General features: G+C 55.0%; 23 protein-coding genes and 1 pseudogene. 16 read left to right on the forward strand and 8 right to left on the reverse strand.

Annotated features, from left to right (window positions below):
• Positions 1 to 76: 76 nt before the first annotated feature.
• Positions 77 to 670, forward strand: a complete 594-nt coding sequence (locus BLU05_RS12390; protein ID WP_091880462.1) for a TetR/AcrR family transcriptional regulator — start codon at positions 77 to 79, stop codon at positions 668 to 670.
• A gap of 238 nt (positions 671 to 908) precedes the next feature.
• Positions 909 to 1,468: pseudogene (locus BLU05_RS12395) on the forward strand (manganese efflux pump MntP family protein).
• A gap of 168 nt (positions 1,469 to 1,636) precedes the next feature.
• Here the strand turns inward: BLU05_RS12395 and BLU05_RS12400 are convergent.
• Together BLU05_RS12400 and BLU05_RS12405 are read right to left on the reverse strand one after the other, a co-directional pair.
• Complete coding sequence (locus BLU05_RS12400) at positions 1,637 to 1,984, reverse strand: hypothetical protein (RefSeq protein ID WP_091880463.1); 348 nt, start codon at positions 1,982 to 1,984, stop codon at positions 1,637 to 1,639.
• A 9-nt stretch (positions 1,985 to 1,993) separates the two neighbouring features.
• Complete coding sequence (locus tag BLU05_RS12405) at positions 1,994 to 2,296, reverse strand: hypothetical protein (RefSeq protein WP_091880465.1); 303 nt, start codon at positions 2,294 to 2,296, stop codon at positions 1,994 to 1,996.
• 66 nt (positions 2,297 to 2,362) lie between these two features.
• Here BLU05_RS12405 and BLU05_RS12410 point away from each other — a divergent pair, with 66 nt between their 5' ends.
• Positions 2,363 to 2,647, forward strand: a complete 285-nt coding sequence (locus BLU05_RS12410; protein ID WP_091880466.1) for a DUF3144 domain-containing protein — start codon at positions 2,363 to 2,365, stop codon at positions 2,645 to 2,647.
• 434 nt (positions 2,648 to 3,081) lie between these two features.
• Here the strand turns inward: BLU05_RS12410 and BLU05_RS12420 are convergent, their stop codons facing one another.
• The gene (locus BLU05_RS12420) at positions 3,082 to 3,285 is read right to left on the reverse strand and encodes a hypothetical protein (protein ID WP_091880469.1); all 204 of its coding nucleotides are present in this window, start codon (positions 3,283 to 3,285) and stop codon (positions 3,082 to 3,084) included.
• Positions 3,286 to 3,455: 170 nt separating this feature from the next.
• On the opposite strand from BLU05_RS12420, the gene BLU05_RS12425 reads away from it, so the two are divergent.
• The 4 genes from BLU05_RS12425 (at position 3,456) to BLU05_RS12440 (ending at position 4,613) form a co-directional block, all read left to right on the forward strand.
• Positions 3,456 to 3,692 (forward strand): helix-turn-helix domain-containing protein, encoded by a 237-nt coding sequence (locus BLU05_RS12425; protein ID WP_091880471.1) that lies wholly within the window; start codon positions 3,456 to 3,458, stop codon positions 3,690 to 3,692.
• Positions 3,693 to 3,833: 141 nt separating this feature from the next.
• The gene (locus tag BLU05_RS12430; RefSeq protein WP_091880472.1) at positions 3,834 to 4,082 is read left to right on the forward strand and encodes a helix-turn-helix domain-containing protein; all 249 of its coding nucleotides are present in this window, start codon (positions 3,834 to 3,836) and stop codon (positions 4,080 to 4,082) included.
• 35 nt (positions 4,083 to 4,117) lie between these two features.
• A complete protein-coding gene (locus BLU05_RS12435; RefSeq protein ID WP_091880474.1) occupies positions 4,118 to 4,351 on the forward strand; it encodes a helix-turn-helix transcriptional regulator in 234 nt (77 codons plus the stop codon).
• An 82-nt stretch (positions 4,352 to 4,433) separates the two neighbouring features.
• Positions 4,434 to 4,613: a transcriptional regulator gene (locus BLU05_RS12440; protein WP_348271760.1), complete on the forward strand. Its 180-nt coding sequence runs from the start codon at positions 4,434 to 4,436 to the stop codon at positions 4,611 to 4,613.
• A gap of 46 nt (positions 4,614 to 4,659) precedes the next feature.
• Here BLU05_RS12440 and BLU05_RS12445 read toward each other — a convergent pair whose 3' ends face one another.
• The 3 genes from BLU05_RS12445 to BLU05_RS12455 form a co-directional block, all read right to left on the reverse strand.
• Positions 4,660 to 5,043: a hypothetical protein gene (locus BLU05_RS12445; protein ID WP_091880477.1), complete on the reverse strand. Its 384-nt coding sequence runs from the start codon at positions 5,041 to 5,043 to the stop codon at positions 4,660 to 4,662.
• The gene (locus BLU05_RS12450) at positions 5,044 to 5,568 is read right to left on the reverse strand and encodes a Panacea domain-containing protein (RefSeq protein WP_175540589.1); all 525 of its coding nucleotides are present in this window, start codon (positions 5,566 to 5,568) and stop codon (positions 5,044 to 5,046) included.
• A 158-nt stretch (positions 5,569 to 5,726) separates the two neighbouring features.
• Positions 5,727 to 6,407, reverse strand: coding sequence for a CerR family C-terminal domain-containing protein (locus BLU05_RS12455; RefSeq protein WP_091880480.1), 681 nt, complete (start codon positions 6,405 to 6,407; stop codon positions 5,727 to 5,729).
• 90 nt (positions 6,408 to 6,497) lie between these two features.
• Between BLU05_RS12455 and BLU05_RS12460 the strand changes: the two genes are divergently transcribed.
• Genes BLU05_RS12460 through BLU05_RS12475 form a run of 4 tightly spaced genes read left to right on the forward strand, consistent with a single transcriptional unit; the run spans position 6,498 to position 11,560 of the window.
• Entirely contained in the window at positions 6,498 to 7,526 is a 1,029-nt protein-coding gene (locus BLU05_RS12460; protein ID WP_091880481.1) for an HlyD family secretion protein, read from the forward strand.
• Positions 7,523 to 9,292 carry an ATP-binding cassette domain-containing protein gene (locus tag BLU05_RS12465; RefSeq protein ID WP_091880483.1) on the forward strand — a complete coding sequence of 590 codons (1,770 nt, stop codon included), beginning with the start codon at positions 7,523 to 7,525 and terminating at the stop codon, positions 9,290 to 9,292. Before BLU05_RS12460 ends, BLU05_RS12465 begins: the two co-directional genes overlap by 4 nt.
• Positions 9,289 to 10,431, forward strand: coding sequence for an ABC transporter permease (locus tag BLU05_RS12470; RefSeq protein ID WP_091880484.1), 1,143 nt, complete (start codon positions 9,289 to 9,291; stop codon positions 10,429 to 10,431). Before BLU05_RS12465 ends, BLU05_RS12470 begins: the two co-directional genes overlap by 4 nt.
• A gap of 7 nt (positions 10,432 to 10,438) precedes the next feature.
• Positions 10,439 to 11,560 (forward strand): ABC transporter permease, encoded by a 1,122-nt coding sequence (locus BLU05_RS12475; protein WP_091881126.1) that lies wholly within the window; start codon positions 10,439 to 10,441, stop codon positions 11,558 to 11,560.
• Positions 11,561 to 12,001: 441 nt separating this feature from the next.
• On the opposite strand, the gene BLU05_RS12480 is transcribed toward BLU05_RS12475, so the two are convergent.
• Positions 12,002 to 12,583 carry a TetR/AcrR family transcriptional regulator gene (locus tag BLU05_RS12480; RefSeq protein ID WP_091880486.1) on the reverse strand — a complete coding sequence of 194 codons (582 nt, stop codon included), beginning with the start codon at positions 12,581 to 12,583 and terminating at the stop codon, positions 12,002 to 12,004.
• Between the two features lie 164 nt (positions 12,584 to 12,747).
• On the opposite strand from BLU05_RS12480, the gene BLU05_RS12485 reads away from it, so the two are divergent.
• On the forward strand, positions 12,748 to 13,968 hold the full coding sequence (locus BLU05_RS12485; RefSeq protein ID WP_091881128.1) for an efflux RND transporter periplasmic adaptor subunit: 1,221 nt from the start codon (positions 12,748 to 12,750) through the stop codon (positions 13,966 to 13,968).
• A 38-nt stretch (positions 13,969 to 14,006) separates the two neighbouring features.
• Positions 14,007 to 17,228, forward strand: coding sequence for an efflux RND transporter permease subunit (locus BLU05_RS12490; protein ID WP_091880487.1), 3,222 nt, complete (start codon positions 14,007 to 14,009; stop codon positions 17,226 to 17,228).
• A gap of 323 nt (positions 17,229 to 17,551) precedes the next feature.
• On the opposite strand, the gene BLU05_RS12495 is transcribed toward BLU05_RS12490, so the two are convergent.
• On the reverse strand, positions 17,552 to 17,857 hold the full coding sequence (locus BLU05_RS12495) for a hypothetical protein (RefSeq protein WP_091880489.1): 306 nt from the start codon (positions 17,855 to 17,857) through the stop codon (positions 17,552 to 17,554).
• 1 nt (position 17,858) lies between these two features.
• On the opposite strand from BLU05_RS12495, the gene BLU05_RS12500 reads away from it, so the two are divergent.
• The 3 genes from BLU05_RS12500 (at position 17,859) to BLU05_RS12510 (ending at position 19,374) form a co-directional block, all read left to right on the forward strand.
• Positions 17,859 to 18,116, forward strand: coding sequence for a hypothetical protein (locus BLU05_RS12500; protein WP_091880490.1), 258 nt, complete (start codon positions 17,859 to 17,861; stop codon positions 18,114 to 18,116).
• Positions 18,117 to 18,228: 112 nt separating this feature from the next.
• Positions 18,229 to 18,519, forward strand: coding sequence for a hypothetical protein (locus BLU05_RS12505; RefSeq protein ID WP_091880492.1), 291 nt, complete (start codon positions 18,229 to 18,231; stop codon positions 18,517 to 18,519).
• Positions 18,520 to 18,726: 207 nt separating this feature from the next.
• Positions 18,727 to 19,374, forward strand: a complete 648-nt coding sequence (locus BLU05_RS12510) for a VOC family protein (RefSeq protein WP_091881130.1) — start codon at positions 18,727 to 18,729, stop codon at positions 19,372 to 19,374.
• Positions 19,375 to 19,376: the final 2 nt, after the last annotated feature.

The raw sequence follows: 19,376 nt of genomic DNA on the forward strand, positions 1-19,376 counted from the left end.
ATGCGTATGTGAGATAGACCACGCAGGCATTGCGTGTCAAGTTGATATACGAAGCGTATATGAAATTGAGGAAAGAATGGTAAAACGACGGGCCGAGACGATGGAGGAGAACCGCATCAAGCTGATTGCGGCCGCACGAAAGGCATTTGCCGAAAAGGGTTACGCGGGCGCCTCGATGGACGAACTGACCGCCGATGCCGGCCTTACCAGAGGCGCGCTCTATCACAATTTCGGCGATAAACGGGGGCTTCTTGCGGCAGTTGTTGATCAGATCGATTCGGAAATGGCGGCCCGCGCGCAGCAGATCGGTGCCCGTGCCGGTGATGACTGGCAGGGTTTGCTTGACGAAGGCGCTGCTTATATCGAGATGGCGCTTGATCCGGAGGTTCAACGCATTGTTCTGCTTGATGGTCCCGCCGTGTTGGGTGATCCTTCGCAATGGCCGAGCCAGAGCGGCTGTCTTCAGGCAACAAAGCAAATAGTGGCGCGTCTCACCGCACAGGGCATCCTCAAACCTGTTGATGCGGAAGCCGCCGCGCGGCTGCTCAACGGCATTGCGCTCAATGCGGCGCTCTGGATTGCTGCCAGTGATCATCCGCAGGACGTATTGCCAAAAGCCATCGAGGCGTTCCATGCCCTGGCCGCCGGACTTCTTGTGAAATCCATCTGAACAGCACCATTTCCGTCGGCATAAAACGACATAGGCGGACATGCCATGCGCGTCATCGCTCCCCACTTGCAAATGACTACTAAATGCATTTAACTATTTGATTTTGCTTGACTTTTTTCCTGATGACCCCTACTTGCGGGTTGTCAGTTGCGAAAAATTACTGATGAAGCAATGACGATCTCGTGCGCAGCGGACGCGCGGATTCGTCGATTAAAACATTCCGCCCGGCGCTAATCTCATGTCCCCAATTGCGATCATTGTCTTGGCAATCAGCATGTCTGTGGATGCGTTTGCGGTCTCGGTGGGCCGCGGGGCCGCATTGGGGCGCCCGCGCTTTTCCGAATCATACGCACAGGCGCAGTGTTCGGTATCGTCGAAGCAATCACACCGGTGATTGGTTGGGCGGCAGGCGTTGCTGCCAGCGGCTTTGTCCAGGCTATCGATCATTGGATTGCGTTTGGACTTTTGGGAGCAGTCGGCTTTCGTATGCTGTATGCGGCCATGTCTCGGAAAGCGCAAACGGAAGAGCGCGTTGGAAACTCCGCCTATATGTTGCTTGCAACGGCTGTCGGAACCAGTCTTGATGCCATGGCGGTGGGTGTCTCTCTCGCCTTCCTCAATGTGAACATACTGGTGATTGCGCTTGCAATCGGTATTGCGACCTTCCTGATGTCATCGGGTGGTATGCTGATAGGCCGGTTGATTGGCGAACGGTTTGGCCGCGCCGCGGAAGTTGTCGCAGGTTTCGCGCTGATTATACTGGGCTCATCGATACTGATTGAGCATTTGACAGCCTAATTGGACGCTGCAAAAACCCCGCGAAACCAATGCTTCGTTTCTTTCAGACAATGATGCAATTCCTGATCAAAGGGCCGTCAAAGCCTGACTACGCTTCCCCTATTCCCACATTCAAAGAAAAAGGCGGCTCGTGCGAGCCGCCTTTTTCATATCTGATGTGTCTCTGTCTCAGAGACGGAAGATTGCCAGCGGATACCAGTAACCATCGCTGTGACGGCGATAGCCGCGGCGATATTCACGGTAGCCGCGATGGCCGTTCCAGTAACCGGGACGTCCGCGACGGTTGTCAAAACGAGGGCCACGGCGATCATCGCGGCGATCCCAGCGGCGGTCGTTACGACGATCCCAGCGGCGATTGTCGTAGCGGCGCTTTTCAATGTACTGCGCCTTTTCCACATTCGAAACCACTGGCGAGGTCTGCGAAGACACCGGCGCTGCATTCGAAGAAACGACCGAAGTCAATCCAACGAGAACCGCAAACAATCCTGCGGTAAACAACGAAACAAGATTTTTCATGAGTCACTCCTATCGATTCATACCTGCAATAGGTGCGCCTTCACTGATGAACAGAGTATGAACAATTCCACGGGGAACTTTTATGTTATCTGCTCCGTTACACCCCGTCTTCCCCCAATTCAGGAGAGTGTTTTGAACCGTAACGGTCTTTAGCTCATTATCGGCGCGCTGCTTGCTATTGTCATCGGCTTTGGCATTTACACCTATCAGCAGGAGAACAAACGGGGCGTCGAGCTCAAGATTGGCGAAGGCAGCGTTTCCATCGAAGGCAAATGGCGGCTGGGCTTGCCGCGGCACGTTCGCGTCGGACACCGGAATTTTCAACCAATGTGTCGTTCCATGTCTCTGCCACCTCCCCGCAACCATCAGGAGACAATATTGACTTCAGATATTGATGAAACTTTCTTCGATCGAGCGGATGCCATGATTGAACTGGCGAACGGTCAATTGGGTGAAACCACCCCCGGCAAGGTCAGCGCATCATTTATGTATGGCGCCACCCGCTTCAACGCGTTCACAGCCGCCACCAATTTTGGCACTGCAGCAGAAATGAAGGCCTCACGCGACACGCTGATTGCGTATTTTGTCAAACAATATCAATCAATGCTCGAAGAGAACATCGATGATTTTATTGAGCAATTTGATAGCGTCATGTATCGGTGAACAGGCGCGAGCGCAATGTTATTGCTGTGTTTAAAGCCGCAGTTAAAACTGGCGGAGGTGCATAATGATGTGCTTAAAAGGTGAGGATAAATCAATTAAGCGCGCCTGTTTCATATATTTCATAAATTTTAAAATCCGATTTTTTGAAGAAAGAATGTAATGTTTCAACGTATTTTATGTTGCATGACCATGTGCATCTGGCTCACGATTTATTGGCTTTGGTATTCTGCATACACTATGGATGCAGCAACAATAGCGCGCCTGTGTGAGGGGTTTGATTACAGCACAAGCGAGAAAGGATGTTTTCCTGAAGTCGGATATGGCCTTATGGGCTTTCTTTTTATGTTTCCCGCGGTAGCATTCTTGGGACTGACGACCTGGAATGGTACGAGAGAGATCCGCAAACTAAACGGGAAATGACTAAAGAGCACACTTCACGCCTGCTCCCTACCCGCCCCATCCAGCAGTGCCTCCACCGACGCGATCCGTTCATCGGCAATGTCGCAGATGTATTGGATTGCCGATTGCTGCCGCTCATTGTTGATATTGGTTGCGGCCATAAACAGCATTTCGACAAGGTATTTGACTTCGGTCAAAAGATTACAGGCATCAATGACTTTGCTTGATTCATTGCTCATAATAAGCCTCAATGAAATGAACGATTCTTTATATTTTAGGCATGGCTTCCAAGGTCGCCCGAACATATGGGCGCGCGTTCAAAGACCTAATAATTGCTTTAACCTTATGCGGATTATATAATCTCTGATTACTGGATTAGTCAATATAAAATACTCAAGGTTGATGAAATATGATAATCTCACCGGCTCAATGCCGTGCCGCACGCGCTTTGATTGGGTGGTCGCAGGCGAAGTTGGCGGAAATAGCAAAAGTGGCACCGGCGACCATTGCGACATTCGAAGCGGGAAAGCGCTTACCTTACGACCGCACGCTCGATGATCTCAAAGACGCGTTGACAGCCGAAGGCGTTATTTTTCTTGATGATGGCGCACTGACCGGTGGAGGCCAAGGCGTGAGGCTTAAATAGAACGATTGTCACAAGAAAGAGCAAAACCGCATTTTAGTAATCACAGCCAAGAATATTATTATTCGAACCATACAAGCTGAATTTGTTTATTGTCCATATAGACTTAGGTATAATACCAAAAACATTTACTATGAGGCCATAATGCCTATTATCGGAAATCAGATCAGAGCGGCGCGTTCACTCATCGGCATGGAGCAAATTGCTCTCGCCGAGAAGGCGGGTGTCAGCGCCAATACAATACGCAATATGGAAGCCTTCGGAGCCAACAGAGTGAAAGTGCGCACCGACACTCTGGATGCCGTAACGGATGCTCTCAGAGCAGAAGGCGTCATCTTCCAACAGGACGGCGAGACAACGGGCGGCGGCCCGGGTGTCAGATTAATCAAATGAATTTTCGTAAACATTGACCTTAAGCCGAGTATTTCATGATTACACCTGAACAGATACACGGAGCGCGGGCAATGGTGGGCCTGACGCAAGCAGAGCTAGCAAAGTTGGCCGGTCTGTCCACGACTGGCCTGAACAATATTGAACGGGGAGTAACCGATCCCAAGGCTTCCACATTGCGCTCCATTCAATCGGTGCTTGAAGAGAAGTCGATTGTCTTTCTCAGCCCGGGGCAAAATGCCAAAGGCGGACCCGGCGTGAGGTTCAAATGATCGCGCTCGCAAAAGCCGCAACGGTGTTACGAAGATGATCCGTGTCCAATGCAAAATGGGCCGTGTGGCCCTGGGACTTGGGGTGCGTGACCTCGCGGCACTTGCTCAAGTGTCGTCAGATACGATCGCCCGGCTGGAGCGTGGCGAGAAGCTGAAACCTGCCACCCTCTTGATTATCAGGACCGCTCTGGAACAAGCGGGCGTTCTATTTGAAGCCGAGGGCGAAATGGTGGATGGCGGTCCGGGGGTAAGGCTTAAATAAAACCTACGGTAATGTCCTGATCAAACTACGGATTGAATGACAACAGCTAAATATTGTTCGCGCTGGCATAGCGAATGATACGCAGTGGTGTTTCATCGGAGGTGTAAATGCCCGATAATATTCGAGTAAAAATGGCAGAACAGACATCTTCTTTTTTGATGTAGTAGTTTTGATCTACAAACCTGCCAATTCGGGCGGCTGAACTGCAGTCGGCCATTCTATACAGCATGTAGCTTGGTTGCCTGATAAATGGATGATCGCCGACATCGAGAATACAGGCCGGATCATGAAACCTGTTTGGTTTTATTGAAGTTACATTAATCAGCAGGCACTGGCCTTTGGAGCAGGGATCATTCATCAGAACAACGAGATGAAGGACCTCATTAATTGGCGCGAGAAGCGACGCCGTTCGATAGGGAATATACGGCATTTAGGCTGCCAGATGGCTAGCAACAATCCTTCGTTCGTCTTGCAAATCCTTTGCACGCTCAACAGGATCAGATTTATTCAGCGCTGCAAAAATTGTAGCCAAATCAATCGGAACGGAGCTTCCCTTCGGGTCCTTCCATTCCGGACAAAATTTATGCGTCCATTCGGCCAAATCAAATTCGTCAATATCCTTGAACTCATTCCAAGTTTCTTCAAGGATGCGAATATCTGCCCTGCTTAACTCATCCAAATCCTCGGCTATAGTCACGTTTCGAGACAAGCGTATCTGATTTTTGTTTCGTGGCGAGATAAACTCAAGCCACTGATCCTGACGAACGGGGGCAGCCCCATCGATGTAATTGTAAGTATAGGAATTGACGGGGCCAAATGGCATTGAGGTGTAATTGTCGTTGATTATTGGATGATCGCGCTCATCGATACTCCTACGATCGGCCAAATAGACAAGTTTGGTCGCTTTAAGAATATTGATGGTTCCACCAGCCTGGACGGCAAAAAAAGCAACCACTTGGGCCGCCTTTCGCGTCTGAAACCAATCTGGAATTGCAGGAACATACAACATAGGCAGAATATAACGAAGAATTGGCCAATTGAACAGTATACTTAGGTTGGAGACGCTTTTCGCGTCCCTCAGAATAAAGGCGCGGTTATCGATTTAAGCCCACCCTACCCCCTTCCAATCTCCGCCGCTGTTGCCTCCAGCCCTGCCAATGCAAAGCGTTGGAAATGGGCGATGATGGCCGCTTGCGCCTCCGGGGCGGGAGAGGCCAGATCCGGCAGGACCTGCGCAATCAGTTGCCGGTTGCCGACCAGCAGCATGGCAATGGGCGAGATGACGCTGAGCAGGCAACGCCCCACTGCCGGATGATCGACTGGCACGCCAAGAATATCGGCCACTAGCCCGGTTACCACCTGCTTTTTCGGCAGAATTTCCTGATGCAGCAGCACCGGAAATGCCGATGAGGGCGACAGAAGCTCGCGGCTTAGCACCCGCAATACCCAGCTTGACGGCCCCGGGGCCGTGACCGCTCCGGCAACCAGCCCGATGAGGATTTTCAGCTTGTCGACGGAAGCCCCCGGCCCTTCGGCCAGCGCCACCAGCCGGTCATAGGTCAGGAGCTGCCGGTGTGCCTCCACCAGCACTTCGGCATAAAGCCCTTCAATGCCGCCGTAATAATAGTTCACCGCCGCGGAATTGCTTCCTGCCCGCTCGGCGATCTCCTTGCCGGTGGCGCGGTCAAAGCCTTTTTCGGCAAAGATTGCGCCCGCGGCTTCCAATATCTGCGCCTTGGTCGAGGCACCGTCTTCACGGCGTCCGGGAAGTTTTCGAGGTGTCTTGCGTATCATAACAGCACTCTAGCCCAGATTTGTAACGATTGAAAGTTAAAATTGAAATTCAAATTTGACTTAACACAGGGTGTGATTGTATGATGGCGCATGAGCAAAATTCTTCGCATCCTCATTCCACTTATTATTATCGCAGCCCTTGCCGGCGGTGCCTGGTGGTATTTTCATCGCCCTACTGACAAGGATGACTTGACGCTTTATGGCAATGTCGACCTGCGGCAGGCGTCACTGGCTTTCAATGGCGCCGAGCGTATCGCCGAAGTGCTGGTTGAGGAAGGCGACATGGTGCGCAAGGGTCAGGTGCTGGCCCGGCTCGATACCAGCCGCCTTGCGCCGCAGATACAGCAGGCGGAAGCGACGGTTGCAGCCCAGCAAGCCGCCCTGCTCCAGTTGAAAAACGGCAGTCGCCCCGAGGAAATCGCCCAGTCGCGCGCCAATCTGGAGTCAGCACAGGCCGATGCGCTGAACGCCAAGGCGCAGTTTGAGCGCATCCGGGTGTTGACCGCCAATGCCACCTCAAGCAAGCAGGATCTGGATACGGCCAAGGCTGCAGCGGCGGTCGCCGATGCCAAGGTGGATGTAGCCAAGAGTGCGCTAGATCTTGCCATTGCCGGGCCACGCGTTGAGGAAATCAGCCAGAGCGAGGCGCAGCTGCGCGGCAGCCAAGCGCAGCTTGCGCTTGTACACCAGCAACTGGTCGATGCGGCATTGCTCGCGCCCTTTGATGGCGTGGTGCGCTCGCGGCTGATGGAACCCGGCGAAATGGCTACCACCAGCAAGCCGGTGTTTTCGCTGGCCACGCGCGGCGTAAAATGGGTGCGCACCTACGTGTCGGAAGCCAATCTTGGCCATTTGCGCTCGGGCATGCGGGCCAAAATCACCACGGACAGTTTCCCGGACAAGCCGCTTGATGGCTGGGTGGGCTTTATCTCGCCTGTCGCCGAGTTTACGCCGAAAACCGTGGAGACAACGGATTTGCGCACCAGTCTTGTTTATGAGGTTCGCATTTTTGTTGAGGACACCAAGGATGTGCTGCGGTTGGGCATGCCCGCTACGGTTGAGCTTTTGCCGGGTGAAGCCCCCCATGCAACCACGCCCGAAGCGGACGCCAAACCATGATTGCCACCGCGCCAGCCTCCCCCGTCACGGCGCGGTCCCTCCAAAAGACGTTCCACCGCGATACCGGGGAGACGGTCAAGGCGCTGGATGATGTCTCCTTTGAAGCGGCGCACGGTACAGTGACAGCGCTTGTCGGGCCTGACGGCGCGGGCAAGACCACGATCCTGCGGTTGATCGCCGGGCTGATGGCTGCGGAAAGCGGCGAGCTTGATGTGCTTGGCATTGATGTCGCTGCCGATCCGCAGGCGGTACAGAATCGCATCGGTTATATGCCGCAGAAATTCGGCCTCTACGAGGATTTGAGCGTCCAGCAGAACCTTGATCTCTATGCGGACCTGCACGGTATTTCCCCCGAGCAGCGCAAGGAAATTTATCCCCGCTTGATGGACATGACCAATCTTGGCCGCTTTACCGAGCGGCTGGCGGGAAAACTCTCAGGCGGCATGAAGCAAAAACTTGGCCTTGCCTGCACCCTTGTCCGCTCGCCGGAGCTTTTGCTGCTGGATGAGCCGACCGTCGGTGTTGATCCTCTGTCGCGGCGTGAACTTTGGGAGATTGTTCTCAAACTGGTGCATGAGGACGGGCTGACCGTCATCGTCAGCACCTCCTATCTCGATGAAGCGGAGTTTTGCGACCATGCGGTCGTCATGCATCTGGGCAAAGTGCTGGCGCAGGGCAAACCCGATGCGATCACTGATCATGCCAAGGGCAATGTATTCATCGCCACACCGCAGGACGGCATGAGCGCCCGCTCGTTGCAGGCACGACTCTTCCGGCATGAAGGCGTGGTGGATGCGGTGCCTGAGGCGGGCAAGGTGCGCATTGTCCGGCAGCCGGGCTCGAAAGGTAAACTCAGCATTGACAACAAGACTGTGGCGCTTACCGCGACACAGCCGCGTTTCGAAGACGGGTTCATGGTCTTGTTCAGCGCGGTCGCCGGTGAAGGCCATTCCAGCAGCCTTGAGTTGAAGCGTGCCGATACCGCCCGCAAAGATGAGATTTCCGTCGAAGTGCATGATCTCGTGCGCATGTTCGGGGATTTTGCCGCCGTCAACCATGTGAGCTTTCAGGTGAAACGCGGCGAGATTTACGGGTTGCTTGGCCCAAATGGCGCGGGAAAAAGCACCACATTTCGTATGTTGTGCGGTCTTATTCCTGCAACCAGCGGAACATTGCGGGTTGCAGGTGCTGATCTGCGCACGGCGCGGGCGGAAGCACGCGAGAATCTTGGCTATGTCGCACAGAAATTCTCGCTTTATGGTGATCTCTCGGTGGATGAAAATCTTGATTTCTTCGCCAGTGCCTATGGCCTGCGCGGCGCAAAAAAGCGCGAGCGCATCGACTGGTCAAAGGATCAGTTTGAACTGGGCGAACTGGCAACCCTGCCGAGCGGCCAGCTTCCCGGCGGTTTCAAGCAGCGGCTGGCCATGGCCGCCGCGCTCTTGCATGAACCTGACATTCTGTTTCTCGACGAGGCAACCAGCGGTGCCGATCCGCTGGCCCGTCGCGAATTCTGGGGCCGTATCACCGCGCTTTCCGAACAGGGGGTGACTGTTATCGTCACCACCCATTTCATGGAAGAGGCTGAATATTGCGACCGGATCATGATCATGGATGCCGGGCGCAATCTGGCGGAGGGTACACCCGCCGACATTCGCGGCCATGCCAAGCCGAAGGATGGCCGCGAGCCCACCATGGAAGACGCGTTCATTGCCATTGTCGAGGAATCGCGGCGTGCCGCTGAAACACAGGGCAAGGCCGCATGAGTACGCCCGCTCCCCAGCATTATGGCAGCCTGCGGCGCATTCTTGCGCTGGTGCGCAAGGAATCATGGCAGGTGATCCGCGATCCCAGCAGTATTATTGTCGGCATCATCATGCCGATGATGTTGTTGATCCTGTTCGGCTACGGCCTGTCATTCGATCTGAAAAACCTGCCAGTCGCTCTCGTCATGGAGGAAAACTCAGCCGAGGCGCGCGGCGCGATATCAGGCTTTGAGCTTTCCGAATACTTCAAGACCTATCCGGTGAAAACCATGGCAGAAGCCGACCGGCTATTGATGGACAAGACCGTCAGCGGCATTGTGCGCATCCCGCCGCAATTTGCCCGCGATATCTCGCTTGGTGAGGGCGAAATACAGGTCGTCGTCAACGGCACCGATGCCAATACGGCGCGCATTTCACTGGCCTATGCGCAAGGAGCCGTCGCCACCTGGCTGGCGCGCGAAGCCGCCGAGGGCAAGGTCGCGCCAAGCGCGGCCTCGGTGGATATGCAGACGCGGCTCTGGTTCAACGAGGCCAATGAGAGCAGCTATTTTCTTGTGCCGGGCCTGATCGTTCTGGTCATGACGCTGATCGGCGCGCTGCTGACCGCCCTTGTCATGGCGCGTGAATGGGAGCGCGGCACATTCGAGGCCCTGTTTGTGACGCCCGTCCGGCCGGTGGAAATCCTGCTCGGCAAGGTCGTTCCCTATTTCATTCTCGGGATGCTCGGTCTGGCATTGTCTGTGCTGGGCAGTCAGTTGCTGTTCCACGTTCCCTTGCGTGGGTCGCTGTGGATTCTCATCATCGTGTCGATGCTTTATCTGACTGTGGCGCTTGGTATCGGGCTTCTCATCTCATCTGTAACCAAGAGCCAGTTTGTCGCCAGCCAGATCACGCTTGTCGCAACCTTTCTTCCCGCGATGATGCTATCCGGCTTCATGTTCGACATCCGCAGCATGCCGGTGGTCATCCAGTTCATCACCTATATTTTCCCCGGCCGCTACTTTGTCAGCGTTCTCCAGACGCTGTTTCTGGCTGGCGACATCTGGGGGGTGATCCTGCCCAATGCCGCCGTGCTTGCGGTAATGGCAACGGTGCTGATGGCCGCTTCCGTGCGGGCAACGCGCAAGAAACTTGGATGAGGCAGCCATGATCCAATCGCTTTTCCGTATCATCGCCCTTATCCGCAAGGAATTGCTGGCGATGCTCAAAGATCCCAAAAGCCGCATCACACTCGTGCTGCCGCCGATTTTGCAGTGTCTCATCTTCGGCTATGCGGCAAGTTATGATCTTTACAATGTGCCCTATGCGATCCTCGATCATGATCACAGCGCGGCCTCCATCGCGCTCATCGCCAAGCTTGACGGTTCAGGCACATTTAGCCGCATCGCCACCCTGCAACGGACAAGCGATATTGCCAGTTTTATCAACAATAAGCGGGTGCTTCTGGTGCTCGTCATTGATCAGGATTTCGAAAAGAACCTGATGGCTGGCATGCCAGCCAAATTGCAGATGATCGCCGACGGGCGCAATTCCAATACCGCCGGCACCGCACAGGGCTATGTGAGTTCGATTGTCGGCGACTTCACCACCCGCTGGCGTGAGGAAAACGGTCAGGCTGCCAATGCAGGTGTCAAGGTAACAACCCGCGCCTGGTACAATCCAAGCCTTGAAACGCGCTGGAATATGATCCCGTCGCTGATCGGCACCATCACCATGATGATGACGATGATGCTGACGGCCATGTCCGTCGCGCGCGAGCGGGAGGCGGGAACGCTGGACCAACTGCTCGTCACACCCTTCCGCCCGTCGGAAATCATGGTGGGCAAGGCCTTGCCCTCGATGATGGTGGGGCTGACGCAGTCAACAATGATCCTGCTTGTGGCGCAGCTCTGGTTCCAGATTCCCTTCTCCGGCTCCTATCTCCTCCTCTATATGGGGCTGATCCTGTTTCTGGCCGCAGCGGTGGGAATTGGCCTGTTTCTCTCCTCCCTTGCCGCGAACATGCAGCAGGCGATGATTTTCTCGTTCGTTCTGCTGATGCCGTTCATGCTGCTATCTGGCCTGACAGCACCCATCGGCAACATGCCGGATGTTTTGCAATATTTCACGCTGATCAATCCACTGCGCTATGCCATCAGCATCACGCATCAGGTCTATCTGGAAGGTGCGGGAGTTGGTCAGCTCTTACCGGAAATGCTGGCGCTTATTGCCATCTCAGCGGTGACGCTGCCGGTGTCTTCGTGGCTCTTCCGGCATAGATTGGTTTGAGATTTTATATTTGGGAAGTCGTGGGGTTTTGGCTGGTGGGTCGTGGTTCGTGGTTCGTGGTTCGTGGTTCGTGGTTCGTGGTTCGTGGTTCGACATAACAACCATGAGGGAGAGTGAGGCTGCAACGATAATCGCAGAGACTGCAGCACAAGGGGTGCAGAATCTGGCTCCCCACAACCCACCCATCTCCGTCATCCTCGGGCTTGACCCGAGGACCCACGGCTAAGAAGCTTAAACAAACTTGGAGCTCGGCACTATTTTATTATGGGTCCTCGGGTCAAGCCCGAGGATGACGGAGAGAGGTGGGTTGTGGGGAGCCAGATTCTGCAAGCTTTGCCGTCTGCAATGTTGACGATTATCGTTGCATCCACCCAAGTCCCTCATGGTTGTTATGTCGAACCACGACCCACCATTACTACAACCTCAACTCTAACAATCTGATCAGCTTGGCCAGGAGCTCATGGCGATATCAATCAGCCTGTAAAGCTCATCACGCTCGGTTCCGCTTGATGCCTGTACCGCAGTACCTTGGGATATGGTCATAATAAAACGGGCCAGATCTTCCGGATCGCACTCGGTTTTCAAATCACCTTCGCGCTTTGCACGGGCAAAACGGCGGGCAAGCGCCTTTTGGCCCATCTGACGTTTTTCAATGATGGTTTTCTGGATAGCTGCTGCCGCATCGCTGCAAGCCATGGCCGCATTGATGCCCATACAGCCGGAGGGATTGCAGTCGCAGGTTTGCGCATCGGCAAAGCCGTGCAGAATGTCCATCGCCACCGTGCGCGCATCGGGCTTTTCCAATGCAGCCCAGAAGAAGGCCATGTAATTCTGCTCATAGCGCTCAAGCGCCATGCGAAACAATTCTTCCTTATTGCCGAAAGCGCCATAGAGACTTGGCTTGGTAATGCCCATGCCATCCGTCAGGTCAGTGATGGATGTGCCCTCATAGCCCTTGCGCCAGAAAAGTTCGAGCGCAGTCTGGAGTGCCTCATCGGCATCAAATTCCCTCGGCCGTCCCATGGACAAGACTCCCTAGAAGAAATATACCGGACGGTATAAAATCAATTGACAGCCGCTGTATCGCAGCCTTATATCTGTTTTATACCGATCGGTATCGATCGTCAATGATCGAATCTCTATGCCACTCCCAATGGCAAGACAACTTTCAAAGCAGGATGACCACGATGTCAATCAGCACTTATAGAAGATCACTCTATGTCGGCGGCTTTATTGTGGCACTGGCAGCTGCGGGCTCCACCCAATTCTTCGATCTTGGCAAAAGCCATGCCGAAACAGCCAAGCAGGCCGCACCAGCTGCTACCCCCGTTTCCGTTGCTGTCGTCCAGCCCAAACTCATCACCCAATGGAGCGAGTTCTCCGGACGGCTTGAAGCGATTGATCAGGTTGAACTGCGCTCGCGTGTCGCCGGTGCCATCCAGTCTGTCGCGTTCAAGGAAGGCGCACTGGTCAAAGAGGGCGACCTCCTCGTCAAGATCGACCCCGCCCCCTATGAAGCCGAAGTGGCGCGCGCCAAGGCTGCGGTCAGTGCTGCCGAGTCGCGGCTGGCTTTTGCCAAGAATGAACTGGAACGCGGCAAACGCCTGATCGACTCGCGCACCGTGTCCCAGAGCGATTATGACCAGCGCATCAACGTCCAGAGTGGCGCCATGGCCGATCTGGAAGCGGCACAGGCCAGTCTCAAGACTGCCGCGCTCAACCTTGGCTACACGGAAATCCGTGCGCCCATCAGTGGTCGTGTTGGCCGGATCGAGATCACGTCGGGCAATCTGATTGCCGCCGGTCCTACCTCCCCGCTTCTGACCACGATCGTTTCGATCAGCCCGATTTATGGCAGTTTCGAAGCCAATGAAAACGTTGTTGCACAGGCGCTTGCGGACCTTCCGCAGGGTTTGAACAGCCGCGATTTCTCCGACCGCATCCCCGTGGTGATGGACGTTTATGGCCAGCGGGACGTGAAGGGCAAGCTGCAGCTGATCAACAACACGGTTGATACGGCCAGCGGCACGGTCAAGGTGCGTGCGGTGTTTGACAATACGGACGGCAAGTTGATGCCGGGCCAGTTTGCCAAGCTGCGCATGGGCACAGCCAACGAAAAGCAGGAATTGCTTGTCGATGAAAAGGCCGTGGGGACCGACCAGAACAAGAAGTTTGTCATGGTGGTCAACGACAAGAACATCGTTGAATACCGTGAGATCGCGCTTGGCGGCCCGGCAGAAGGATTGCGCATTGTGACCAGCGGCCTGCAACCCGACGAAAAGATTGTCGTCAATGGCTTGCAGCGTATTCGCCCGGGCTCTCTTGTCGTACCTGAAATGGTCGCCATGGGTGATGCCGCGCACAATTTGCAGGCTTCGGCAGCCGATCCGGCCAAGGCACAACAGTAATCGCATAGAAGCCCCGCAACGGGCAGGCGGACAGTGATATGAATATTTCCAATTTCTTCATCGACCGCCCGGTCTTCGCGGGCGTTCTTTCTTTCGTGATTTTCCTCGGCGGCCTGATCGCCCTGACGGCCATGCCGGTTTCGGAATATCCGGATGTTGTGCCGCCATCCATCGTGGTGCGCGCACAATATCCGGGTGCCAATCCGAAGGTTATTGCCGAAACCGTGGCAACGCCTATCGAGGAACAGATCAACGGCGTCGAAGGCATGCTCTATATGGGCAGCCAGGCAACAACTGATGGTCAGATGACTTTGACCGTTACCTTTGCCATCGGCACCGACCCCGACAAGGCACAGCAGCTGGTGCAGAACCGCGTTTCGCAGGCGGAACCCCGCCTGCCGCAGGAGGTGCGCAGCCTTGGCATCACCACGGTGAAAAGCTCACCTGATCTGATGCTGGTGGTCAACCTGATCTCCCCGAACAACCGCTACGACATCACCTATCTGCGCAATTACGCGCTGATCAACATCAAGGACCGGCTCGCCCGTATCAATGGTGTGGGTGACGTTCAGCTGTTTGGTTCGGGTGACTACTCCATGCGCGTCTGGCTCGATCCGCAGAAAACAGCGGAACTCGGGCTTTCGGCAACGGATGTCCTCAATGAAATCCGCGCCCAGAACGTACAGGCCGCGGCGGGCACTATCGGTGCGTCCCCCAGTCCCAATGGTGTTGACCTGCAATTATCGGTAAACGCGCAAGGACGCTTGCAGACCGAGGAAGAGTTCGGTCAGATCATCGTCAAGACAGCGGCCAATGGCGCGATCACGCATTTGCGTGACATTGCGCGTATCGAACTTGGAGCCGCCCAATATTCGCTGCGCTCGCTGCTCGATAACAAGCCGGCGGTGGCCATTCCCGTCTTCCAGGCACCGGGTTCCAACGCGATCCAGATTGCCGATCAGGTGCGTGCCGTCATGGACGAAATGAAGCTGACGATGCCTGAGGGAGTCAGCTACGAGATCGTTTACGATACGACGCAGTTCGTCCGCGCTTCCATCGAGGCCGTGGTCCATACACTGCTTGAAGCTGTCGTGCTCGTCGTTCTCGTGGTTATCCTGTTCCTGCAAACATGGCGCGCCTCGATCATTCCTCTGATTGCGGTTCCAATCTCCATCGTCGGCACATTCGCCGTCATGCACCTCTTCGGCTTCTCGGTGAATGCGCTCAGCCTCTTCGGTCTTGTGCTTGCCATCGGCATCGTGGTGGATGACGCGATCGTGGTCGTGGAAAACGTTGAACGTAATATCGAAAACGGCCTCGCGCCGCGACAGGCAACCATTCAGGCCATGCGCGAAGTGTCGGGTCCCATTATCGCTATTGCGCTGGTGCTGGTTGCGGTGTTCGTGCCGCTTGCCTTTATCAGCGGCCTGACCGGCCAGTTCTATCGCCAGTTTGCGCTGACGATTGCAATCTCCACGGTTATCTCGGCCTTTAACTCGCTGACGCTTTCCCCGGCTCTCGCCGCCCTGCTTCTGAAGGGTCACGACGAGCCAAAAGATGCGCTGACGCGGTTTATGGACAAGACCCTTGGCTGGTTGTTCCGTGGCTTCAATTCGGTGTTCACACGCGGCGCCAATGGCTATAGCCGGGGCGTGACCGCCGTCATCTCGCGCAAGACGGTGATGATGGGCATCTATATCCTGCTGATCGGTGCCACCGCTTTCATGTTCAAGAGTGTTCCCGGTGGTTTCGTGCCGCCGCAGGACAAGCAGTATCTGGTTGGCTTCACTCAGCTGCCGGATGGTGCAACGCTTGACCGGACCGAGGCAGTCGTGCGCCGTATCGGTGATATCGCCCTGAAGATTCCGGGCGTTCAAAGCACCATCGCGTTCCCCGGACTGTCGATCAACGGTTTCACCAATAGCTCCAATGCCGGTATCGTCTTCGTTTCGCTCAAGCCGTTTGAGGAGCGCAAGACACCCGATTTGAGTGCCGGTGCGATTGCCAAGGCGCTGAACATGCAGTTGTTCGGTATCAAGGAATCCTTTAGCGCCGTGTTCCCGCCTCCCCCGGTTCAGGGTCTCGGCGCAATTGGCGGCTTCAAGTTCCAGATTGAGGACCGCAACGGTCTTGGCTATCAGGCGCTTGATGATGCAACCAAGGCATTCCTTGCCAAGGCTGCCACCGCTCCCGAACTGATAGGCCTGTTCTCCAGCTATCAGATCAATGTTCCCCAGCTTTACGCCGATGTGGACCGTGCCAAGGCGCGCCAGCTCAACGTTTCGCTGCCGGAGATCTTCAATACGCTGCAGATTTATCTCGGCTCCGTTTACGTCAATGACTTCAACAAGTTTGGCCGTACCTATTCTGTCCGTATGCAGGCAGATTCCAACTTCCGGGCCAAGGCTGAAGACATTGGCGATCTGAAAGTACGGTCAGGTTCGGGTGATATGATTCCGCTCTCGGCTCTGCTCAAGGTGGAGACCAGTGCCGGACCAGATCGCGCCATGCGTTACAACGGCTTCCTTGCAGCCGATGTGAACGGCAATGCTGCCCCCGGCTTTTCGTCCGGTCAGGCTCGCGCTGCCGTAGAGCGTATCGCCGCCGAGACGTTCCCTGCGGGTATCGGCTATGAATGGACCGAGCTGACCTATCAGGAGATCATTGCGGGCAACTCCGCCTATCTGATCTTCCCGCTGTCGATCCTGCTGGTGTTCCTGGTTCTGTCGGCACAGTACGAAAGCCTGTCCCTGCCGCTGTCGATCATCATGATCGTTCCGCTCGGACTGCTGGCCGCCCTCTTCGGCGTCTGGCTGACCGCCGGTGACAATAATGTGTTCACCCAGATCGGGCTGATCGTGCTTGTCGGGCTCTCCGCCAAGAACGCGATCCTGATTGTCGAGTTTGCACGAGAGCTGGAGTTCGCGGGATCAACGCCCTTCAAGGCGGTGATCGAAGCCAGCCGCCTGCGCCTGCGTCCGATCCTGATGACATCCCTTGCCTTCATCATGGGTGTTGTTCCGCTCGTCACATCGACGGGAGCGGGTTCGGAAATGCGCAGTGCCATGGGTGTGGCGGTGTTCTCGGGCATGATCGGTGTGACCCTGTTCGGCCTGTTCATGACACCGGTCTTTTACATGCTGGTGCGCGCAATGACAGGCAACCGCCCGCTCAAGCATGCGAGTCAGGGCAGCCATTTCGATGGGGAAACCAGCCACAATTCGGGCACGATTGTCCCGGCTGCAGTGCCAGCGGAATAAAAAACAACCGTGGTGCGCAGGTTTTTTTGCTTGCGCACCACGCGAATCAAGTCACTGAAAGCACATCGTTTTCCCCAGCTTTCCAGTGCAAAAGACACGCTAAAAATGCTGTCCACAGGATGAAAATCACTTTTTGGGGTGACAAAAAGTTTCAAACTGTTACAGTCTTGTGACCAGCCGAATTTCGGCACTGACGAGCATGACCGGGTTTCGCATTTTGCGAGGTCGTTTAAATCAGGAGCAGACTTTGACAAGCGTTGCACCAGCCAATGACAACCGAAAGATCAGCGACGGATTTTTTCCGCTCGTCGTGTTTCTCGTGGTCACCGAAATTGCGGCAACAGTGCTGCTGACTTTGCCAAATTGGTATTGAAACCGGAACCCACCCAAGCCAACGTTTCCATCCTGCCTTTGCTGGCAGGGCTGATTATTATTTTTATGATTGCCGGGGCGCTCATCGCCTGATCCAACCTTATTTCCCAAGCGCTGCCGCGCTTTTCGCCCACATTCAAATCGTTCTTCTTATCAACCAATTGGGATAACACGAGCTTGGGCTTCGTGATAATCTCGACTTCATTGAAGTGATTTGTCGCAGCCGGTTTTGGGTAGAGTGGCGACATGGAGGTCATAATGAAATTCGCAACGGGATTTGTCCTTGCGCTTGTTCTTTTCGTTGCCGGCTGCCAGACGATAACGCCGGAAGAGCGCCGCGCCATGGATAGCAGAACCTGCTCTTCCTATGGCTTCAAGCCAAAGTCAGAAGCTTTTGCGCGCTGCCTGCTTGACCTCGAACTTGACCGCCGTGCCACCAGCCGGGCCCAGTTTGACGACATGCGTTTTAACAATCCGCCCATTATTTTCTATGGCGGCCGCCATTATCGCTGGTAAAGGGCAATTCGGGGACAACGCTGTCCCTTGACGGGTTTTGAAACTTCACGAGAAGTGCGTGAAAAATTTCGGCACCCGAAAAAACACAGACGACTGATGAGGGACACTATTCATGCGAAGCCTGTTTTTTGCCGTGGCAATGGTTGCGGGACTGATGGCTGCTGACAGCCAGGCGCAAGAGACGCCGGTTGTTAACACCGTTGCACCCGATGCCAGTTCGCAGACCCTCCCCCGCGTGTCCAATCAGGATGCCGCATCGGCAAGGCTCAGAAAAAATCGCCCTGCCAAGCGCTCCTACGCCCGTGAAGAAAGCAGACGGCAATTGACGGCCGAATATAATCGCCGGGCACGGGTTTTTGGCCGCGCCAGTGCCGATCGCTGGCTGGCTATCCAGCGTCAGTAAATCGCTTTTGCATCCATACTGCTGTTTACCAGTTCATCCCCGCCGGGTGAGCTGGCCTGTATTATCTGTCTGATATTGACAAATGAACGTGGTTTGCAGGATTATTCGACTGCTGCGTAGGGCGCATCGACATTTGAACTTTCTGGATGAAGTTCCTGGGGTCGAAAGGGCAATGCCCACCTGTCTCACATGACAATGGTTGCGCCTATGCCGAATCTCGAGAACATCAGGAAACAGGCCAAGCAATATTTGCGTTGGCACCGTGAACGATATTATCCCGTCGCCGCTGAAATCCGGGCAAACCTGCCCCGCTTCCAGCATCTCGACGATAGCGGGATATTGGACGCAAGTTTCAAGCTCAGCGATGCGCAGGAACTCGTCGCACGGCAGATGGGATTCGAGGGATGGCAGGCGCTCAAATCAGGAGCCCAAACCATGAGCAGCCACAGCAAACAATCCGCACCACGCCCGGTCCTCAGTTCAACCTCGGCACAGCTCTTTGTCGCCGATATCAAGACCTCGTGCGATTTCTTCACTGAAAAACTCGGTTTCACCGTCGATTTTGTTCACGGTGAACCGCCCTTCTATGGGCAGGTGATCCGTGACAGGGCGCAACTTGCCCTGCGGCTGGTGTGTGAACCCATCTTTGTCGGCAATATTCGAAAGCACGAACATTTGCTTTCCGCCTCCATCACGGTTGATACCGCCGACGAGATCAAACACCTGTTCCTCGATTTCCAAGCTGCCGATGTGCCGTTTCATCAGACCTTGAAGAAAGAGCCGTGGGGTGCGCGAAACTTCATCGTGCTTGACCCCGACGGCAATCTCATCCTGTTTGCGGGTCCGGCGGAATAGGC

Source organism: Phyllobacterium sp. OV277 (genome assembly GCF_900104355.1).
Lineage (GTDB): Bacteria > Pseudomonadota > Alphaproteobacteria > Rhizobiales > Rhizobiaceae > Phyllobacterium.